This is a genomic window from Herbidospora galbida (assembly GCF_005233835.1).
GTDB classification, from domain to species: Bacteria; Actinomycetota; Actinomycetes; order Streptosporangiales; family Streptosporangiaceae; genus Herbidospora; species Herbidospora galbida.
This window is the reverse complement of the sequence record NZ_SZQA01000024.1, coordinates 18976-38289: the sequence shown is the minus strand read 5'-3', so window position 1 is coordinate 38289 and position 19314 is coordinate 18976. Positions and strand designations below refer to the sequence as shown.

Annotated in this window: 19 protein-coding genes; 12 read left to right on the top strand and 7 right to left on the bottom strand. The window is 68.5% G+C overall.

Annotation, left to right across the window (positions count from 1 at the left end; all coding sequences use genetic code 11):
* Nucleotides 1-36: 36 nt before the first annotated feature.
* Nucleotides 37-540: a YbaK/EbsC family protein gene (locus FDA94_RS23600; protein ID WP_137249260.1), complete on the bottom strand. Its 504-nt coding sequence runs from the start codon at nt 538-540 to the stop codon at nt 37-39.
* A 114-nt stretch (nt 541-654) separates the two neighbouring features.
* Between FDA94_RS23600 and FDA94_RS23595 the strand changes: the two genes are divergently transcribed.
* Together FDA94_RS23595 and FDA94_RS23590 are read left to right on the top strand one after the other, a co-directional pair.
* Entirely contained in the window at nt 655-2070 is a 1416-nt protein-coding gene (locus FDA94_RS23595) for a CCA tRNA nucleotidyltransferase (RefSeq protein ID WP_137249259.1), read from the top strand.
* Nucleotides 2052-3284 carry an adenosylmethionine--8-amino-7-oxononanoate transaminase gene (locus FDA94_RS23590; RefSeq protein WP_137249258.1) on the top strand — a complete coding sequence of 411 codons (1233 nt, stop codon included), beginning with the start codon at nt 2052-2054 and terminating at the stop codon, nt 3282-3284. Before FDA94_RS23595 ends, FDA94_RS23590 begins: the two co-directional genes overlap by 19 nt.
* On the opposite strand, the gene FDA94_RS23585 is transcribed toward FDA94_RS23590, so the two are convergent.
* Entirely contained in the window at nt 3274-4575 is a 1302-nt protein-coding gene (locus tag FDA94_RS23585; protein ID WP_137249257.1) for an MFS transporter, read from the bottom strand. The two genes, FDA94_RS23590 and FDA94_RS23585, sit on opposite strands and share 11 nt — an antisense overlap.
* Before the next feature lie 90 nt (nt 4576-4665).
* On the opposite strand from FDA94_RS23585, the gene idi reads away from it, so the two are divergent.
* Complete coding sequence (idi, locus tag FDA94_RS23580) at nt 4666-5253, top strand: isopentenyl-diphosphate Delta-isomerase (protein WP_137249256.1); 588 nt, start codon at nt 4666-4668, stop codon at nt 5251-5253.
* Between the two features lie 49 nt (nt 5254-5302).
* Here idi and FDA94_RS23575 read toward each other — a convergent pair whose 3' ends face one another.
* Together FDA94_RS23575 and FDA94_RS23570 are read right to left on the bottom strand one after the other, a co-directional pair.
* Nucleotides 5303-6382: an inositol-3-phosphate synthase gene (locus tag FDA94_RS23575; RefSeq protein WP_137249255.1), complete on the bottom strand. Its 1080-nt coding sequence runs from the start codon at nt 6380-6382 to the stop codon at nt 5303-5305.
* A gap of 21 nt (nt 6383-6403) precedes the next feature.
* Nucleotides 6404-7000: a PadR family transcriptional regulator gene (locus FDA94_RS23570; RefSeq protein WP_137249254.1), complete on the bottom strand. Its 597-nt coding sequence runs from the start codon at nt 6998-7000 to the stop codon at nt 6404-6406.
* Nucleotides 7001-7896: 896 nt separating this feature from the next.
* On the opposite strand from FDA94_RS23570, the gene FDA94_RS23560 reads away from it, so the two are divergent.
* From FDA94_RS23560 to FDA94_RS23550, 3 genes are all read left to right on the top strand, one after another.
* Nucleotides 7897-10278: a transglycosylase domain-containing protein gene (locus FDA94_RS23560; protein ID WP_137249252.1), complete on the top strand. Its 2382-nt coding sequence runs from the start codon at nt 7897-7899 to the stop codon at nt 10276-10278.
* A 68-nt stretch (nt 10279-10346) separates the two neighbouring features.
* A complete protein-coding gene (locus tag FDA94_RS23555; protein WP_246060113.1) occupies nt 10347-11669 on the top strand; it encodes a glycosyltransferase family 87 protein in 1323 nt (440 codons plus the stop codon).
* Nucleotide 11670: 1 nt separating this feature from the next.
* Entirely contained in the window at nt 11671-12882 is a 1212-nt protein-coding gene (locus tag FDA94_RS23550; RefSeq protein WP_137249251.1) for a glycosyltransferase family 87 protein, read from the top strand.
* Nucleotides 12883-12975: 93 nt separating this feature from the next.
* Here FDA94_RS23550 and FDA94_RS23545 read toward each other — a convergent pair whose 3' ends face one another.
* Nucleotides 12976-13749 (bottom strand): deoxyribonuclease IV, encoded by a 774-nt coding sequence (locus FDA94_RS23545; protein WP_137249250.1) that lies wholly within the window; start codon nt 13747-13749, stop codon nt 12976-12978.
* A gap of 24 nt (nt 13750-13773) precedes the next feature.
* Between FDA94_RS23545 and FDA94_RS23540 the strand changes: the two genes are divergently transcribed.
* On the top strand, nt 13774-14037 hold the full coding sequence (locus FDA94_RS23540) for a hypothetical protein (RefSeq protein WP_137249249.1): 264 nt from the start codon (nt 13774-13776) through the stop codon (nt 14035-14037).
* Nucleotides 14038-14092: 55 nt separating this feature from the next.
* On the opposite strand, the gene FDA94_RS23535 is transcribed toward FDA94_RS23540, so the two are convergent.
* The gene (locus FDA94_RS23535; RefSeq protein WP_246060112.1) at nt 14093-14401 is read right to left on the bottom strand and encodes a hypothetical protein; all 309 of its coding nucleotides are present in this window, start codon (nt 14399-14401) and stop codon (nt 14093-14095) included.
* A gap of 217 nt (nt 14402-14618) precedes the next feature.
* On the opposite strand from FDA94_RS23535, the gene rpsF reads away from it, so the two are divergent.
* From rpsF to rplI, 4 genes are all read left to right on the top strand, one after another.
* Nucleotides 14619-14909: a 30S ribosomal protein S6 gene (gene rpsF / locus FDA94_RS23530; protein WP_030452633.1), complete on the top strand. Its 291-nt coding sequence runs from the start codon at nt 14619-14621 to the stop codon at nt 14907-14909.
* A 68-nt stretch (nt 14910-14977) separates the two neighbouring features.
* Nucleotides 14978-15535 (top strand): single-stranded DNA-binding protein, encoded by a 558-nt coding sequence (locus tag FDA94_RS23525; protein WP_137249248.1) that lies wholly within the window; start codon nt 14978-14980, stop codon nt 15533-15535.
* A 60-nt stretch (nt 15536-15595) separates the two neighbouring features.
* On the top strand, nt 15596-15832 hold the full coding sequence (gene rpsR, locus FDA94_RS23520; RefSeq protein WP_030452635.1) for a 30S ribosomal protein S18: 237 nt from the start codon (nt 15596-15598) through the stop codon (nt 15830-15832).
* Nucleotides 15833-15850: 18 nt separating this feature from the next.
* Nucleotides 15851-16297 (top strand): 50S ribosomal protein L9, encoded by a 447-nt coding sequence (gene rplI / locus FDA94_RS23515; RefSeq protein WP_137249247.1) that lies wholly within the window; start codon nt 15851-15853, stop codon nt 16295-16297.
* Nucleotides 16298-16372: 75 nt separating this feature from the next.
* Here rplI and FDA94_RS23510 read toward each other — a convergent pair whose 3' ends face one another.
* Nucleotides 16373-17683: an MATE family efflux transporter gene (locus FDA94_RS23510; protein WP_246060111.1), complete on the bottom strand. Its 1311-nt coding sequence runs from the start codon at nt 17681-17683 to the stop codon at nt 16373-16375.
* A gap of 262 nt (nt 17684-17945) precedes the next feature.
* On the opposite strand from FDA94_RS23510, the gene dnaB reads away from it, so the two are divergent.
* Nucleotides 17946-19307 carry a replicative DNA helicase gene (gene dnaB / locus FDA94_RS23505; protein WP_246060110.1) on the top strand — a complete coding sequence of 454 codons (1362 nt, stop codon included), beginning with the start codon at nt 17946-17948 and terminating at the stop codon, nt 19305-19307.
* The last annotated feature ends 7 nt before the right edge of the window (nt 19308-19314 follow it).

Below are 19314 nucleotides of genomic sequence, written 5' to 3'. Positions count from 1 at the left end.
CCCTGAATGCTATAGGCCCCGGCCATATGGCCGATGTCAGCTTGCCAGGCCGTGACCGGCGAGCTCCACCGGCTTTCCCGAGGCCAGAGGGAACAGATGCACAGCGCGTAGTCGCAGCGCTGTCATGCGTTCGCCCGTCGCGGTGTGCACGAACGCGTCGGGATCGGTGGCGTCGACCAGCCGCCGGTCGATCAGCAGGGTGAGCTTCTCGGGCAGCAGCAGCGGGGACACCAGCCCGGCCGCGTAGTCGGTGACCGCGTTGACCGTGTAGGAGGAGGCGGGCCTGACCCGTTCGGCGCCTAACGCGGCGGCGATCACGCTCGGCCGTGGTTTGCGGGCCACCGAGCTGATGACCGCGACGGGTTCGCGGCAGCCGCGGGTGGTCACCTCGAACACGGTGACGGTCACGCAGGTCTCGGGCGGAACTCCCAGCACCTCGGGCAGCTCGTCGGCGGAAGTCAGGACGCGCGGAAGCCGTACGATTTCATGGTGGATTTGACGGGCGAGGAGCCAGCGATGGATCGCGAGGGCGTCCTGCATGTGGTGTGCTCCTTCTCCCGGCCCCCGACAGATCTGCACTGAACGTAGCCTGCTGATCGCCATAGGTGTATTAGCCCAGTGGCACCTGTTCCGTAACCGAAGGACCTACCCAGCTTGTCCCCTACAAACCCGATAGAGAACGCTCTGGCCGACCTGCTCCGCCGGATCGAACCCGTCGCCCACGAACTGGGCGACCTGTTCGCCAAACACGGCCACGAGCTGGCCCTCGTGGGCGGGCCGGTGCGCGACGTGCTGCTCGGCCGGTCGGGGGCCGACCTCGATTTCACCACCGACGCCCATCCCGAACGCGTTCTGGAGATCGTGCGCGATTGGGGCGACGCGATCTGGACGATCGGCATCGACTTCGGCACGGTCGGCGTACGCAAGGGCGACTGGCAGCTCGAGATCACGACCTACCGCAGCGAGTCGTACGACCCCAAGTCGCGCAAGCCCGAGGTCGCCTACGGCGACACGCTCGAAGCCGACCTGGCCCGGCGTGACTTCGCGGTCAACGCGATGGCGGTCCGGCTGCCGGGCCGGGAGTTCGTCGACCCTTACGGCGGCCTGGCCGACCTGGCCCGCAAGGTGCTGCGCACGCCCGGCACGCCGGAGCAGTCGTTCGACGACGACCCGCTGCGCATGCTGCGCGCGGCCCGGTTCGCCTCGCAGCTCGGGTTCACCGTCGACCCCGACGCCGTCAGGGCGATGACCGAGATGGCCGGCCGCATCGAGATCGTCTCGGCCGAGCGCATCCAGGCCGAGCTCGACAAGCTGATCTGCGGCGCCCACCCGCGCGAGGGCCTGACGATCCTGGTCGAGACGGGCCTGGCCGACCACGTCCTGCCCGAGCTGCCCAAGCTGCGGCTGGAGATCGACGAGCACCACCGTCACAAGGACGTCTACGAGCACACGCTGATCGTGCTCGACCAGGCCATCGCGCAGGAGGTCGGCGGCCCCGACCGGGTGCTGCGCTGGGCGGCGCTGCTGCACGACATCGGCAAGCCCAAGACCCGCAGGAACGAGCCCGGCAACCGGGTCTCCTTCCACCACCACGAGGTCGTCGGCGCCCAGATGACCAAGCGTCGCCTGACCGCGCTGCGGTTCCCCAAAGAGGTGACCTCCGACGTCGCCCGCCTGGTCGAACTGCACCTGCGCTTCCACGGCTACGGCACCGGCGAGTGGACCGACAGCGCGGTGCGCCGCTACGTCCGCGACGCCGACCACCTGCTCGACCGGCTCCACAAGCTGACCCGGGCCGACTGCACCACCCGCAACAAGCGCAAGGCCGCCGCCCTGGCCCGCACCTACGACCAGCTCGAAGAGCGCATCGCGAAGCTGGCCGAAGAGGAGGAACTGGCCAAGATCCGGCCCGAGCTCGACGGCAACGAGATCCAGGAGATCCTCGGCATCCCGCCGGGCCCGATGATCGGCCGGGCCTACAAGTTCCTGCTCGACCTGCGGATGGACGAGGGCATTCTCGGCAAGGACGTCGCCCGCGCCCGCCTGCTCGAATGGGCGGCCACCCAGTGAACCTCGCGGAGCTCGACGCGCGGCACGTCTGGCATCCCTACGCGACCGTGCCCCCGGCCGTGCCCACCCACGTGGTGGAGAGCGCGGAAGGTGTGCGGCTCAGGCTCGCCGACGGCCGCGAGGTCATCGACGGCATGTCGTCGTGGTGGGCGGCCATCCACGGCTACCGGGTGCCGGAGATCGACGCCGCGATCACGGGCCAGCTCGGCCGGATGGCCCACGTGATGTTCGGCGGGCTCACCCACGAGCCGGCGATCCTGCTGGCCGAGCGGCTGGCCGCGATGACCGGCTACGAGAAGGTCTTCCTGGCCGACTCGGGCAGCGTCGCGGTCGAGGTCGCGATCAAGATGGCCGTCCAGGCGACCGGGAAGCGGCGGCTGCTGACGGTCCGGGGCGGCTACCACGGTGACACCTTCGGCTGCATGTCGGTCTGCGACCCGGTCAACGGGATGCACCACATCTTCTCCGGCGCGGTGGCCGAGCAGGTCTTCGCGCCGGTGCCGCCGCTGGGCTACGACGCCCCGGTCGACCAGGCCTACGTCGACGAGGTCGACCGGCTGGCGGGCGATCCGGCGGTCGGCGCGGTGATCCTGGAGCCGGTCGTCCAGGGCGCCGGGGGGATGCGGTTCTACAACCCGGCCTACCTGCGGGCCTTCCGCGAGATCTGCGACCGCCACGGGCTGCTGCTGATCGCCGACGAGATCGCCACCGGCTTCGGCCGTTCGGGCGAGCTGTTCGGCTGCGACCACGCCGGGATCAGGGCCGACATCGTCACCCTCGGCAAGGCGATGACCGGCGGCTACATGACCATGGCCGCCACGCTGACCACTCCCGAGATCGCCGAGCGCATCGGGCTGCTGATGCACGGGCCGACGTACATGGGCAACCCGCTGGCCGCCGCCGCGGCCGGCGCGTCACTCGACCTGCTGGCCGGGCGGCCGTGGCGCGCGGAGGTCGGCCTCATCGAGGAGACCCTGCGCAAGGGCCTGGCTCCGGCGCAGGCCTCGGTGGCCGATGTACGCGTCCTCGGCGCCATCGGCGTCATCGAGTGTCACGAGCCGGTCGACATGAAGAAGGCGCAGGACACCGCGCTCGACCACGGTGTCTGGCTGCGCCCCTTCGGAAAGCTCGTCTACGCGATGCCGCCCTATTCCTGCACCGAGGCGGAGGTGGCGACCATCGCCAAGGCGATGGTCGCGGCGGCTACGGCTTGACGGTGAGCGGCTCCGCCTGCCGGACGACCGGAAGCACGGCCAGCCGGTAGGCGCCCGCCGCCACGAAGTAGAGCACGGTGATCAGCGTCAGCACGAAGAACGACCGGCCGTTGGGCGGCAGCAGCAGCGCCGAGATCGAGACGCCGGCCACCATCATGCCGTTGAACAGCAGGTCGTAGATCGAGAAGACCCGCCCCCGGTAGGCGTCGGCGATGCCGCGCTGGACGACGACGTCGGTGCAGATCTTGCCGCTCTGGCCCAGGACGCCGGTCACGAACCCGGTGACCAGGAACCCCCACTGCTGGAACGGCGCGCACAGCACGAACTCCAGCGCGCCGCACAGGCCCAGGCTGATCGGGATCCACGACTCGATCCGAAAGCGCTGGGTGGCCCACGGCGTGAGGAACGCGGCCGCGAAGTAGCCCAGCCCCGAGGTGGCCACCACGCCGCTGAGGGCGGTGAGCCCGACCTCGGCGTCGGTCGTGAAGTAGTAGCGGTAGAGCATCAGCACCATGCCGAGCGACATGCCGTAGAGGACCCGGTGGGCGGCCATGCTCCCGAGGGCCGCAGCGGGACCGCGCCGGTGCGCGATGTAGCGGACGCCGTCGACCAGCCCGCTGAGGACGTGGCGCACGGCGTCGCGGGCCTGGGGCCGGTCGGAGTCGTAGGAGGGGCCGAGCAGTTCCCGTCCCATCCGGCGGGCGATCAGCGCACTGGACGCGAAGATCACACCGGAGATGACCAGGATCGCGGCCGTGTCGGAGGGATCGGGCCCCAAGGCCCACCGGAGCACGAAGCCGAAACCCGCGCCCACGAACGTCAGGACGGTCCCGGACGTCGGCGTGACCGCGTTCGCGATCATGAGCGTGTCCTTGGGCACGACGTGGGGCAGGGAGGCCCCCAGCGCCGAGAGGAAGAACCGGTTGACGCCCAGCACCCCGAAGGCCGTGGCGTAGAAGATCCAGTCGGGCGCCTGCACCGCGACCACGATCGCGGACAGGAACAGGAGGGCGGCTCTGACCAGCGGGCCGATGACCAGGATCTGCCGGCGCGACCATCGGTCGATGAACACCCCGGCGAAGGGGCCGACGATCGAGTAGGGCAGCAGAAGCACCGCGAACGCGGCCGCGACGTCGGCGACCGACGTGTGCTTCTCGGGACTGAAGAAGGCGTATCCGGCGACCGCGAGGGTGAAGATCCCGTCGGAGAACTGCGAGACCAGGCGGGTGCCGAAGAGCCGTCGGAAGTCCCTGCCCCGCAGCACGACGCGAAGATCTGAGACGTAGGACACGCGGCCAGCCTACGCGTGGCCCGAGCCTGGGACATCAGGGTCATCCCGGATAGGGCAGAACCGGAACGGAAGAGACCGTAGTCTCATTGCGTGACGAACGATGAACACGTCGTGCTTGTTGACCCTGCGGGCAACGCGGTGGGCACCGCCCCCAAGTCCACGGTCCACGGCACGGCCACCCCCCTGCACATGGCCTTCTCCAGCTACGTCTTCGACGCGTCGGGCAACGTGCTGCTCACCCGCCGCGCCGACCACAAGATCACCTGGCCAGGGGTGCTGACCAACAGCTGCTGTGGTCACCCCCTGCCCGGTGAGGGCCTCCCGTCGGCTGTGATTCGCCGGCTGTCCCACGAGCTTTCGCTGACCGTTTCCTCGGTCGACCTGCTGCTGCCCCGCTTCTCCTACCGCGCGGTCATGCCCGACGGCACCGTCGAGCACGAACTGTGCCCGGTCTACCGCGCCCTGGTGGGCGAGGAGCCGTCCGCCAACCCCGAAGAGGTCGGCAGCGTCCTGTGGATGCCCTGGAAGGAGTTCTCCGACCGGGTGCTGGCGGGTGAGCTGGCGATCTCCCCGTGGGCCACCGAGCAGCTCCCCCAGCTGGTCGCGCTCGGCCCCGATCCCCTCACGTGGCCGGTGGCCGACCCGGGGGAGCTTCCTCCGGCCGTACGCGATCTGTAGAGAAAGCCGAGGGGCCCCGGGAGATCTCCCGGGGCCCCTCGGCTGTGGTCTAGCGCTCGACCTCGCCGCGGATGAAGGCCTCCACCGCGTCGCGGGCGTCGTCGTCGGAGTACTGCTCCGGCGGCGACTTCATGAAGTAGGAGGACGCCGACAGGATCGGCCCGCCGATGCCCCGGTCGAGGGCGATCTTGGCGGCCCTGACCGCGTCGATGATGACGCCGGCGGAGTTGGGCGAGTCCCACACCTCGAGCTTGTATTCGAGGTTGAGGGGCGTGTCGCCGAACGAGCGGCCCTCGAGGCGGACGTAGGCCCACTTGCGGTCGTCGAGCCACGGCACGTGGTCGGACGGGCCGATGTGGACGTCGGCCTTGGCCATCTCGTGCGGGATCTGCGAGGTCACCGACTGCGTCTTGGAGATCTTCTTCGACTGGAGCCGCTTGCGCTCCAGCATGTTCATGAAGTCCATGTTGCCGCCGAAGTTGAGCTGGTAGGTGCGCAGCAGCTCCACACCGCGGTCTTCGAACAGCTTGGCCATCACCCGGTGGGTGATGGTCGCGCCGACCTGCGACTTGATGTCGTCGCCGACGATCGGGACCCCGGCGTCGGTGAACTTCTGGGCCCACTCGGGGTCGGAGGCGATGAAGACGGGCAGCGCGTTGACGAAGGCGACCTTGGCGTCGATCGCGCACTGCGCGTAGAACCGGTCGGCCTCTTCCGAGCCCACCGGCAGGTAGGAGACGAGCACGTCGACGCGGGCGTCCTTGAGCACCTGGACCACGTCGACCGCGTGGTCGTCGGACTCCTGGATGATCTCGCGGTAGTACTCGCCGAGACCGTCGAGGGTCGGGCCACGCTGAACGTTCACGCCGAGCGGCGGCACGTCGCAGAACTGGATGGTGTTGTTCTCGGAAGCCAGGATCGCCTCGGAGAGGTCGCGCCCGACCTTCTTGGCGTCGACGTCGAACGCCGCCACGAACTCGACATCGCCGACGTGGTAGTCGCCGAACTGGACGTGCATGAGGCCCGGCACACGCATGGCCGGGTCGGCGTCCTTGTAGTAGTGGACGCCCTGCACCAGTGAGGCGGCGCAGTTCCCCACACCTACGATGGCTACGCGCACCGAACCCATCGCACTCGCTCCTTTGGATCGTTATTCACCGGAATCGGGGCGTTCGCCCCGTTCTGATTGGTTTTTATCGGCGGCTTGCGCCCGTTCAGTGTTGATCAACTCGTTGAGCCAGCGGACCTCACGTTCCACCGACTCCAGCCCGTGCCGCTGCAGCTCAAGGGTGTAGCTGTCGAGCCGCTCACGGGTTCGGGCCAGGGCCGTGCGGACGTTTTCCATTCGTTCCTCCAGGCGGCTGCGCCGCCCTTCGAGGATCCGCAGGCGTACTTCGGCTTCCGTGTGGCGGAAGAACGCGAAGTGGATGCCGAAGCTCTCGTCCTCCCAGGAAGAGGGACCCGCCTGGGTCAGCAGCTCCTGGAGTCGTTCCTTGCCCTCGGCGGTGAGTTTGTAGACGATCTTGGACCGGCGGCCGAGGACCACGTCGTCCGGCGGCTCCTCCTCGACGATCAGGCCGTCGGTGAGCAAACCCTTCAAACACGGGTAGAGCGAGCCGTAGGAGAACGCGCGGAACATCCCGAGCAGGGTGTTGAGGCGCTTGCGCAGCTCGTAGCCGTGCAGCGGGTTCTCGTGGAGTGAGCCGAGGACGGCGAGCTCCAAGACCCCGCTTCTGGACCCGGTCACTGCAACCACCTCCCGCGTGCTCCGGACTATTGATGGCTGATGTATCGAGCTGATACATCTGCAGGATACGTCGGCTCGTTATAGCGTGCAACGCGAGATGCGGGCGGCCGAAGGCCGACCGTGGCTCGCGCCCCGGAATCTGCCTGGGGTGAGAGCCAACGGTTGGGCACGATTTGGCAAAGGGACGTAATCTTGCCCACATGTGGTCACAGCGGACGGGAGTGGCAGGAGGGCCGATGCGGCCCGGCGCCATGCCCGCACGCTGGGTAAAAGCCCGGTCAGCAAGGGCCCCGATGGCCCATGAATCCGGCGAATACCCCGACGGGGCGCCGGAGACCTGTCAAGGTTGTGACCGGAACCGTCTGGTGGTCTCGTACGTCCTCGGGACAGACGCCGAGTAGACGTCGACGAGCATTCCCCACGAACTTTGACGAGGACGCGTGAGTAACAGCAGCTATGGCCCGGGACAGACGGGCGGCCCCTCGGAGGGTGCCGGTCGTGGGCCCCGACCTGGGCGGCGCCGTCGCTCGCCCGCAGAATCGGGTCCCCCTCAGGCACCGCAGGCACCGCCGCAACAGCCGGTGACCGGCGGCTGGGGCGCGCCACCCGCGCAGCCCCCCGCCCCGCGGCCCGGCCAGCCGGGCCGCCGCCAGGAGGCCGCATTCGAGGACACCGCCTCCATGGGCGCCGTTCCCCCGCCCGCGGGCCCCGGTCAGCCGGGCCCGGGGCAGCCCACTCGCATAGGCCGCCCACCCGGCGGGCCGGGTGGCCCCGGCGGACCTGGCGGACTTGGCGGACCTGGCGGAAACCTGCCCTTTCCGCAGGGTCCGCGGCCCGTCGCGCCGGCCGGCGCGACCGGTGGCTTCCAGCGCCCTGCCGAGGGTGAGTCGACCCAGATGATGGGCGCCAATGGCGGTCGCCGCCGCCGTGGCGGCCCGCCGCAGCCCCTGCCCGGAGGCGGGCCCGGCGGCCCGAGCGGGCCGAAGGGGCCCGACGACTTCGACGACGACGATGACGAGCCGCGCCGCCGCACCGGCTGGCGCCGCTTCGTGCCGAGCTGGAAGATCGTCGTGGCCGGTGTCACGGTGGTCGTCGCCGGGGTGTTCGGGATGATCGCGATCGCGTACGCGAACACTCCCGTCCCCGACAAGAACGACGCCCAGGCCGAGGCGCTGGCCCAGGGCTCCACCATCTACTACTCCGACGGCAAGACCCCGATCGCCCACCTGGGCACCAAGCGGATCATCGTCGACATCTCCAAGATCCCCGAGGTGTTCCAGGACGCGGTCATCGCGATCGAGAACGACACCTTCCGCGAGGACTCGGGCATCTCCATCCCCGCCATGTTCCGGTCGGTGTGGATGACCGCCACCGGCCAGCAGCTCCAGGGCGCCTCGACGATCACCCAGCAGATGGCCCGTAACTACTACGACGGGCTGAGCCAGGACGTCTCCGTCAAGCGAAAGGTCATGGAGATCTTCGTCGCGGTGAAGATCAACAAGACCATGGAGAAGAACGAGATCCTCGAGCAGTACCTGAACACGATCAACTTCGGCCGGGCCTACGGCATCGAGGCCGCCACGCAGGCCTACTTCGGCAAGCGGATGACCGCCGCCAAGCTCACCCCCGACCAGGCCGCCTACCTGGCCGCCCGCATCCAGACGCCCAGTTGGTCGCCCGACGCCCCCGGCCTGCAGGCGCGCTTCAAGGACGTCCTCAACGCGATGGCCCGGCTCAACCCGGAGAAGTACGGCACCCTCCCGCAGACCGCCAAGTTCCCCAAGACCGTCAAAGACCCCAACCTCGACCAGATGACCGGTCTGCGGGGCTACATGGTCTCGGTGGTCATGCACGAGCTCAGCGAGCGCGGCCTGAAGGAGGAGGAGGTCCAGAGCGGCGGCTACAAGATCGTCTCGACCTTCGACCAGAGGCTGATGAAGACGGCCCAGAAGGTCGTCAAGAACGTCATGTCGAGTGTGCCGAACAACCGTGAGGTGCACGCCAGCCTGGCGGCGGTCGACCCGACCAACGGCCGGGTGATCGCCTTCTACGGCGGCGACGACTACACCAAGGACAACTGGAACGAGCCCTTCGACTCCGCCAAGCAGGCCGCGTCGGCGTTCAAGCCCTACGTGCTGGCCGCCTGGCTGGACGCCGGCTACAGCCTCAACAGCTGGCTGCCGGGCAACGAGACCGTGCCGAAGGTCATCCCCGGCCAGGCCGCGAACGGCTTCAAGAACGACCACGGCGGCCCGGCGGCCGTCAACGCGATCACCGCGACCTCGGCGTCGGTCAACACCGCGTACGTCTCGATGGCCTACAAGCTCGACCAGGACGCCGGGAAGATCGGCGAACTCGACCCCGTCAAGCAGATCGTGCTCGACGCCGGGTTCTCCGAAGACCGGATGACCAAGGACATCGACGAGCACCACTACCAGTTCTCGATCGGTTCGGCCCCGGTCACCGCGGTCGAGCAGGCCGCCGGTTACTCGATCTTCGCCAACGCCGGCAAGCACGTGAACTACCACGTGGTGAAGGGCGTGTACCTCGGCAAGACGCTCAAGCTGCCCGAGCGCAAGCCGGTCAAGCAGGTCATCTCGCCCGAGGCGTCGGCCGACGCGGTCGTCGCCCTCGAAGAGGTCCTCAAGTCCGGTACGGCCGGGGGCCAGGGCATCGGCCGTCCGGCCGGCGGCAAGACCGGCACCAACAACGAGGAGAAGGAGGCCTGGTTCGTCGGGTTCACCCCCCAGGTCTCCACCGCCGTCGGCATGTACCGCGAAGAGTGCCGCACCAAATCCGGCAAGGTCGTGCCCCCGGTGAACGCCCGCTGCCCCTATTGGAAGGGCAAGTCGCCGGAGAAGGGCGACCCCAAGTTCACGATGACCAACCCGTACAGCACCCCCTTCGAGGTGTCGCTCGGCTTCGCCGGTGCCAGCTTCCCCACCCGCATCTGGCGGGAGTTCATGCTGGAGGCCCACAAGAACAAACCGGTCGCGCAGTTCCCGCCGAAGGCCGGGGTCGGCGCTCCGCAGGACATCGTGCCCAGCCCGACCCCGACGCCCAAGCCGGAAGACGAGATCGTCGAGGAGCCGACCCTCCCCTGGGAGGACGACGGCGGCCAGGGCCCCGGCGAGTCCGAGTGCTTCCCCGGGGCGCCCGAGTGTGAGGTCGACATCCCCGACGGCGGCGCCGAGGTGCCGTTCGAAGACCCGTTCAGCTCACCGGCCACACCGGCCAAGCAGTCCTCCACCCAGGCGTCCCAGGGGCGCCGGCCGTAAGTTCGACTCGTCCAGGTCGGGGTGTCGCAGGTACAGTGCGACACCCCGACACCTGATCGAATGGCCTCATGATGACCCGGACGACAGAAGCCCCCGGCCCGCGCGCGGCGGTCGTGAACGGACTCATTCCCTACGTGCCGTTGGGGCTGCTGGCCTCGTTGGGCGCGATCCTGGCCTATTACTGGAAGTCCGCCTGCCGGTTCGGCGGCGCGTGGAACTCCGGCATCGATCAGTACACGAACTTCTGCTACACCGACATCTATCCGCTCTGGTTCGCCCGCGGTCTGAATGAAGGAAAGATCCCTTACATTCAGGGCGAGGTCGAATATCCCGTCGGCATCGGCGGGATCATGGAGCTGGTGCGCCGGCTGTCGTTCGGCGACGCGGTCCGCTTCTACGACATCACCGTGATCATCATGGGCGTGAGCCTGGTGATCGGCGTCCTGTGCATGGCCGCGCTGGCCGGGCCCACCCGCAAGTGGGACGCCCTCTGGTACGCACTGGCGCCGGCGGTCATCCTGTCGGCGTACATCAACTGGGACCTGGCCGCCGGAGCGCTCGCGCTCGGCGGGCTGCTGGCCTGGGCGCGCGAGCGCCACTATCTCGCCGGGGCGCTGCTGGCCCTGGCGGTGGCGACCAAGTTCTACCCGCTGATGTTCCTCGGGGCGCTGTTCCTGCTGACCGTGCGGACCGCCAAGTGGATGCCGTTCCTCAAGATGCTCGGCGCGGCGGTCGGCGTGTGGCTGCTGGCCAACGGGCCGGTCATGCTGGCCAGCTTCGACGGCTGGAAGCGCTTCTACACCTTCAGCAGTGAGCGCGGGGTCGACTGGGGCGGCCTGTGGTTCTTCTTCCAGAAGTACCAATGGGGCGTCCTGGCCGACGGCGAGCACCTGAACCTGATGGCGATGATCGCGGTCGGCGTGCTCCTGCTCGGCATCACGATCCTCACCCTCGCGGCGCCCACCCGCCCCCGGCTGATGCAGATCTGCTTCCTGGCGCTGGCCGCGTTCATGGTGACCAACAAGGTCTGGTCGCCCCAGTACGTGCTGTGGCTGATGCCCTTCGCGGTGCTGGCCCGGCCGAAGTGGCCCTCGCTCGCGGTGTGGCAGGTCACCGAGGTCTGGTACTTCTTCGCCATCTGGCTCTACTTCGTCGGGATGGACCCCAACCACTCGGCGCAGGGCATCGGCGACGGGCCCTACTTCCTGGCCGTCTGGGCGCGGGCGCTGGCGGTCATCGCGCTGATGGTGCTGGTCGTGCTCGACATCCTGATGCCCGACCGCGACGTCGTCAGAGTGGCCGGGATCGACGACCAAGCCGGCGGGGTGTTCGACCGAGCGCCAGATCGGTTCGTGCTCTTCCGCCGGGCCGCCAAGACCGAAGCGAGCTGAGATGCGATACGCCGTGCCGGTGTGGCTGCTGACCCGCGCCCTGCTCTTCATGGCGGCGATGCAAATCATTCCGGTGGGCTTCTCGATGTCGTTCGAGAACGACATCCGCCTCTACTCCGACTGGTCGAACGTGCTGCTCACCGGGCAGTTCCCGGACAACGACGACAAGTGGCAGTATCCGCCGTTCGCGGCGATCCCGATGCTGGCGCCGCACCTGCTGCCGTTCTTCGACTACCTGGTGTCCTTCTTCCTCATCGCGATCCTGTGCGACCTGGGGATCCTGCTGCTGATCTGGCGGTTCTGCCGGCGTACCGGCGGCGGGAACGGGGCCGTCTGGGCCTGGGTGGTCGGGCCGGTCCTGCTCGGGCCGCTGCTGATCGCCCGCTACGACCTGATGGTGGCGATCTTCGCGGTGGCGGCGCTGACGGCGTCCACCGACCCGGCGGTCCGGGGCGCGCTCATCGGCATCGGGTTCTCGATCAAGGTGTGGCCGATCGCGCTGCTGGCCGGGCTGCGCCGCTGGCGCGAACTGCTCACCGGCGGCGCCTCGGCGGTGGCCGCCACCGTGGTCGCCTGCGGCGCGACCGCGCTGGTCATGCCCAACGCGCTCGACTTCCTGACCGCCCAGCAGGAACGCGGCCTCCAGGTGGAGTCGATGGCCGCGACGCCGTTCGTGCTGCTGCGCGCCCTCGGCCTGTGGGACGGCTTCTCCACCTACCAGCACGGCGCGATGGAACTCGCCGGCACGGGGGTCGACACCGCCATCAGGATCGCCGTGCTGGCCACCCCGGTCGCGGCCGTGCTGCTCGTCGTGTGGTGGCTGCGGGCCCACCCGACCGAGGCCACCTTCTACGACGCGGCGCTGACGACCGTGCTGCTGCTCGTGGTGACCAGCCGGGTGCTCTCACCCCAGTACCTGATCTGGCTCATCGGCCTGGCCGCCGTGGTGTTCTCGGTGCCGAGGTCGAGCCAGAAGCCGGTCGCGTGGCTGCTGCTGGCGGCCACGCTGCTGACCGGGATCGCCTATCCGTGGGTCGAGGAGCACTACTCGTGGAAGGGCGAGCTCCCCGGCACCCTGATCTTGGCCGCCCGCAACCTGCTGCTGCTGATGGCCGCGGTGCTGTCGTTCAGAAGGTTGTGGACGAGCACCCGGCGCCCCCCGGCCGAAGACGACGCCGGCGAGCGGGAGCTCCAGACCGTACCCACTTCTTGAGCGCGGGAATCCGCAGACTTTATCCACAGGCTGTGGAAAGCGAGACGCGGACGGCCGAAGGCCGGTCGTGGCTCGCGCCGCTGGAAATCTGCCCTATGACAGGTTCTTCCTGAGGAAGGCGATGTCGTCGGCCTGGCCGCCGCCCGGCGTCTCCACCACGATCGGGGCGCCGGCCTGACGGCAGATCTCCAGGATGATCTCCGGATCGATCTGCCCGTGGCCCAGGTTCGTGTGACGGTCGGCGCCTGAGTCGAACGCGTCGCGCGAGTCGTTGCAGTGGACCAGGTCGATGCGGCCGGTGATCGCCATGACCCGGTCGACGATGCCCTCCAGGTTCTCCCCGGCGGCATGGGCGTGACAGGTGTCGAGGCAGAAGCCGATCTTCTCGGGCTCGCGGGCCTTCGCGGTCACCGCGTCCCAGAGACGGGCGATCGTGTCGAGGTGGCGGGTCATGGCGTTGTCGCCCCCGGCCGTGTTCTCGATCAGGACGGGGATCGGGCAGTCCATCCGCTCGAACACCTTGCCCCAGTTGTCGAACCCCTTCTGCGGATCCTCGCCCTTGTTCAGGTGGCCGCCGTGCACGATCAGCCCGGTCGCGCCGAGCTCGGCGGCGGCCTTGAGCTGGCCCTCCAGCAGCTTGCGGCTGGGGATGCGGATGCGGTTGTTCGTCGTGGCGACGTTGATCAGATAGGGCGCGTGGACGAAGACCTGAACGTCGGACTCGCGGATCGCGTCGGCGCTCGCGGGCATGACCGGCCCCTTGAACCCCTGCGGATCACCGAGGAAGAACTGCACCACCTCGGCCTCGCGAGCGGCGGCGTGGGCCAGCGGGTCGTCCTGGTCGACATGAGCTCCGATTCGCACCATGGACACGAGCCTAACGGGCTTTTCGTGAGCGTTTCAAAGGTGATCGTCCGGGCAGTCGCGATGGCGGTTGACGCGCCCTGCGTCTCGCGCGTCACGACAAAAGGAGATGACATGCGCTACCGGGTCGGGAGTTTCATCCTGCTGATCTACATCCTGGTCGGCATTTATGTGGCGTGGGTCTACGACTACCTCACGCCCGGCATTCTTCGTGACATCGCCGAGGCACTTCTTTCGATCTTCCTGTGGTTCCTCGTCCTTCTCGGCGTTGACCTGCATATCGGCAAGTGATTTCCATGGAAAAGGCCGCAGCGCGTGCTGCGGCCTTTCTCTCTGTACGTGGTGTCTAGACGAATCCGCCGTGGGCGATGCCCAGCCCGGCGCCGACGAACGACCCGACGATGCCCATGATGTTGAACACCCGCTGGGGCGTGGTCACCGAGATGAACTGGGAGAACAACCCAGTGAAGAAGCCGATGGCGCCCAGCCACGACGCGGGCACGTGGAGCACCACGATGAACCCGAAGATGAAGGCGAAGACGCCGATCGTGAACACCGACAGACACAGGGTGTTCTGCAGCCGGTGGGGCCGGCCGTCGGTGTTGAGCGTGAGTTTTCGCGGCTGGCCCCCGACGGGATCCAAGATGTGTGGCATGAGCGCCACCCCTTCTCCTGTCTTTCAGGCAGATTCAGAACGCGAGCCACGACCGGCCTTCGGCCGTCCGCCTCTCGCTTCCACCGTTGATTCCCGGACCGGCCCGGACACAACCGCCGCCCTGGTAGCCTTGACAGGCTGCGTCTGCTAAGGACGCGCGTCCTCCTGTCACGGCAAGGCGTCGTGGCCGCAGAGTCCAGAGGAGGTTGGATTCCGCATGCGTCGATACGAGATGATGGTCATCCTCGACCCGTCCCTCGATGAGCGCACCGTGCAGCCCTCACTCGACCAGTTCCTCGCCGTCGTCCGCAACGACGGTGGCACCGTGGAGAAGGTCGAAGTCTGGGGCCGTCGCCGGCTGTCCTACGACATCGACAAGAAGTCCGAAGGCATCTACGCCGTCGTCGACCTCTCGGCCGAGCCGGCCACGGTCAAGGAGCTGGACCGTCAGCTCAACCTCAATGAGGGCATTCTTCGTACGAAGGTGCTGCGTCCCGAACTTCACTGACGTTTTGTCGGAGCCTGGCTTTACGCTGGGCGACTAATACGTCGGCGGGATACGAAAGGCTACGACCGATGGCAGCAGGCGACACCACAATCACCATCGTCGGCAACCTTGTCGACGACCCCGAGCTCCGCTTCACGCCCACGGGGCAGGCGGTGGCCCGGTTCCGCATCGCGTCCACTCCGCGGTTCCTCGACAAGCAGACCAACGAGTGGAAAGACGGCGAGGGCCTGTTCCTCACCTGCAACGTCTGGCGTCAGGCGGCGGAGAACGTCGCCGAGAGCCTCCAGCGCGGCATGCGGGTGATCGTGCAGGGCCGGCTGCGCCAGCGGTCGTACGAAACCAAGGAAGGCGAGAAGCGCACCGTCTACGAGGTCGAGGTCGACGAAGTCGGCCCCTCGCTGCGCAACGCCACCGCCAAGGTCAACAAGACCGCCCGTCAGGGCGGCGGAGGCGGCGGAGGCGGCTTCGGCGGCCCCGCCAACGACCCGTGGGCCACCGCGTCCCCGGCCCCGTCCGGAGGCGGCGGCTTCCAGGGCGGCGGCAACAGCGGTGGTGGCGGCTTCGGCGGCGGCAGCCCGCAGGGCGGCGGCTTCGGCGGCGACTACAGCGACGAACCGCCTTTCTAATCCATGTAAACACCGAGCGACCATTCCCGCCTCGCGCGGGGCTCTGAAAGGAGCACCACGATGGCCAAGCCGGCACTGCGCAAGCCCAAGAAGAAGGTTTGCCTGTTCTGCCACGACAAGATTTCCTACGTCGACTACAAGGACACGGGCCTGCTGCGGAAGTTCATTTCCGACCGCGGCAAGATCCGCGCCCGCCGGGTGACGGGAAACTGCACCCAGCACCAGCGCGACGTCGCCACCGCGATCAAGAACGCTCGCGAAATGGCGCTGCTGCCCTACACCTCCACCGCGCGCTAAGAAAGGAGCCTTGGGAAAATGAAGCTCATTCTGACCACTGAGGTCTCCGGCCTCGGCGCCCCTGGCGACATCGTCGAGGTCAAGAACGGCTACGGCCGCAACTACCTCATCCCGCGCCAGTACGCGATTCTGTGGACCCGCGGCGCCGAGACCCAGATCGCCTCGATCAAGAAGGCGCGCGACGCCCGCGAGATCCGCGACCTGGGCACCGCCAAGGAGGTCGCCGGCCAGCTCGGCGCCCTCAAGGTCAAGCTGAAGACCAAGGCCGGCGCTTCGGGCCGCCTCTTCGGCTCGATCACCACGGGCGACATCGCCGACGCCGTCAAGGCGGCCGGCGGCCCGACCCTCGACCGTCGTCGCATCGTCATCGACAACGCGATCAAGACCACCGGCACCCACCGGGTCAGCGTCAAGCTGCACCCCGAGGTCGCCGCCCCGGTCGACATCGAGGTCCTGGCCAGCTAGTCCGGCCTGCACGACAAGCCCCTTCCGGCCCGGCCGGAGGGGGCTTCGTTGTGTCATGTGGCTGTTCGGCCGTGGTCATGGGGCGGGCGGTTTGGCCACGGTCGGGCCCGCGACCAGCCACTTCGAACCGTAGGCGCGGGTGCCCAGGGTGATCAGGCGGGCCGCCACCCAGACGCCGATGGCCAGCCACAGCCCGGCCAGGCTGCCGGCCACCAGGGCGAAGGGGAGGAAGGCGATCGTGGTGGCCACCGCCGCCCACGCCAGGTAACGCTGGTCTCCGGCGCCGATCAGCACGCCGTCCAGGACGAAGACCACGCCCGCCGCCGGCTGGAGCACGGCCGCGATCCAGACGATCGACGCGAGCGCGGCCGTGACGGAGGCGTCGGCGTCGAACAGGGCGGGGACGAACGGCCCGGCGGCCAGCAGCCCGAGGCCGAGGACCACGCCCGAGCCGATGCCCCACAGGATCATCCGCCAGGTCGCCCGCCGGGCGGCCGCCAGCGCGCCGGCCCCCAGCTGGCGGCCGATGATGGCCTGGCCGGCGATCGCGATGGCGTCCAGGGCGAAGGCGAGCAGGGTCCAGATCTGGAACATGATCCCGTGCGCGGCCACCTGGGCGGTGCCCATCCGGGCCGCCATCACGGTGGCCACGATGAGCACGACGCGCAGGCAGAGCGTGCGGATGAGGATCGCGACCCCGGCCAGGCCCGAGGCCTTGATGCCCGAGATGTCGGGCCGCAGCGACGCGCCCTCCCGCCGGGCGCCGCGGACCACCATGACCAGATAGGTCACCGCCATGAGGGTCTGCGCGGCGGCCGTGCCGGACGCGGAGCCGGCCAGCCCCCAGTCGAGGCCCAGGACGAACCAGGCGTTCAGCGCCGCGTTCAGGGCGAACCCGCCAACGGAGACGATTAGGGGAGTCAGCGTGTCCTGGAGGCCGCGCAGCACCCCCGTACCGGCGAGCACGAGCAGCATCCCAGGAGCGCCGAGCAGACTGACGCGCAGATAGGTCACCGCGTCGTCGACGATGCCCGGCTCGGCCCCCACGAGGCCGACCAGCCAGGGCGCCAGCGGCCAGCAGACCACGACCACGGCGAGCCCGATGGCCGCCGCCAGCCACAGGCCGTCCATCCCGCCCTGCACGGCCTCCCGCCGCGCCCCCGCCCCGATGCGCCGCGCGACGGCGGCGGTGGTTCCATAGGCGAGGAACACGCACAGGTTGACGATCGTCGCCAGAATCGTGCCCGCGACACTCAGCGCGCCGAGCGCACCGGTGCCCAGACGCCCGACGATGGCGTAGTCGGCCAGCAGAAAGAGAGGCTCGGCGACGAGCGCCGCGAACGCGGGGACGGCGAGCCGGAGGATCTCGCGATCGTCGGGGGACATGGAACTCATTCTGCCGGTGCAGAAAAAACTTCTATCCACAGGGGGTGGATAACATCTCCGCAGCTCAGAGCGTTATCCACAGACATGTGGAAAGGTTATACACAGGCTAATCCCCAAGCTGCCCACACCCTGGAGGCCGTCGTCCACAGGTTGTCCACAGGGTTATCCACAGGCCTACGTTGCTGATGGCGTGAGGTGGCGGGAAACTGTCGGAGGCGTCATCTACAACTGGGGGTGGGTGCGAGCGAGGGGGGAGGGCCAAGTGAGCGTCATCGACTTCTCCGGAGGGCCTTCCGAGCCGTCCTTCGAACGGACCCCGCCGCACAACATCGAAGCCGAGCAGTCCGTCCTCGGCGGCATGATCCTCTCCAAAGACGCGATCGCCGACGTCGTCGAGGTCCTCCGCGCCGACGACTTCTACCGACCGGCCCACCAGATCATCTACGAGATCATCACCGACCTCTACGGCCGGGGCGAACCCGCCGACGCCGTCACGGTCTTCAACGACCTGCAGCGCCGCGGCGAGGTCGGCCGCGTGGGCGGCGGCGCCTATCTCCACACGCTGACCGCCGTCGTCCCCACCGCCGCCAACGCGGGCTACTACGCGAAGATCGTGCGCGAACAGGCGGTGCTCCGCCGCCTGATCGAGGCCGGCACCCGCATCGTCTCCTACGGCTACGGCGGCCAGAACGAAGAGGTCGACGACCTGGTCGACCGCGCCCAGGCCGAGATCTACAAGGTCACCGAGCGCCGCACGTCCGAAGACTATCTGCCGCTCTCCGAGATCATGCCGGGCGCCCTCGACGAGATCGAGGCGATCGGCAGCCGGGGCGGCCAGATGGTCGGCGTCCCCACGGGCTTCCAAGACCTCGACGCGCTGACGAACGGCCTCCACCCGGGCCAGATGATCGTCGTCGCGGCCCGCCCGGCCATCGGCAAGTCGACGTTGGGTCTAGATTTCGCCCGTTCTGCGGCGATTAAGCACGGCATGACCACCGCGATCTTCTCGCTGGAAATGTCGCGCAACGAGATCACCATGCGTCTGCTGTCCGCCGAGGCCAGGGTCGCCCTCCACGCCATGCGCTCCGGCATGATGAACGACGACGACTGGACCCGCATGGCCCGCCGCATGGGCGAGGTCGCCCAGGCCCCGCTGTTCATCGACGACTCCCCCAACATGTCGATGATGGAGATCCGGGCCAAGTGCCGCCGGCTGAAGCAGCGCAACGACCTCAAGTTCGTGATCGTCGACTACCTCCAGCTGATGAGCTCCCCGAAGAAGACCGAGAGCCGCCAGCAGGAAGTGTCGGAGCTGTCACGTGCGCTGAAGCTGCTGGCGAAGGAGCTGGAAGTCCCGGTCATCGCGATCTCCCAGCTCAACCGTGGCCCCGAGCAGCGAACCGACAAGCGGCCGCAGGTCAGCGACCTTCGTGAGTCGGGCTCGATCGAGCAGGACGCCGACATGGTCATCCTGCTCCACCGCGAAGACGCCTACGAGCGCGAGTCCCCCCGCGCCGGTGAGGCCGACCTGATCGTGGCCAAGCACCGAAACGGCCCCACCGCCACGGTCACGGTGGCCTTCCAGGGCCACTACTCCCGCTTCGTCGACATGGCCAGCCACTGACCGGTCG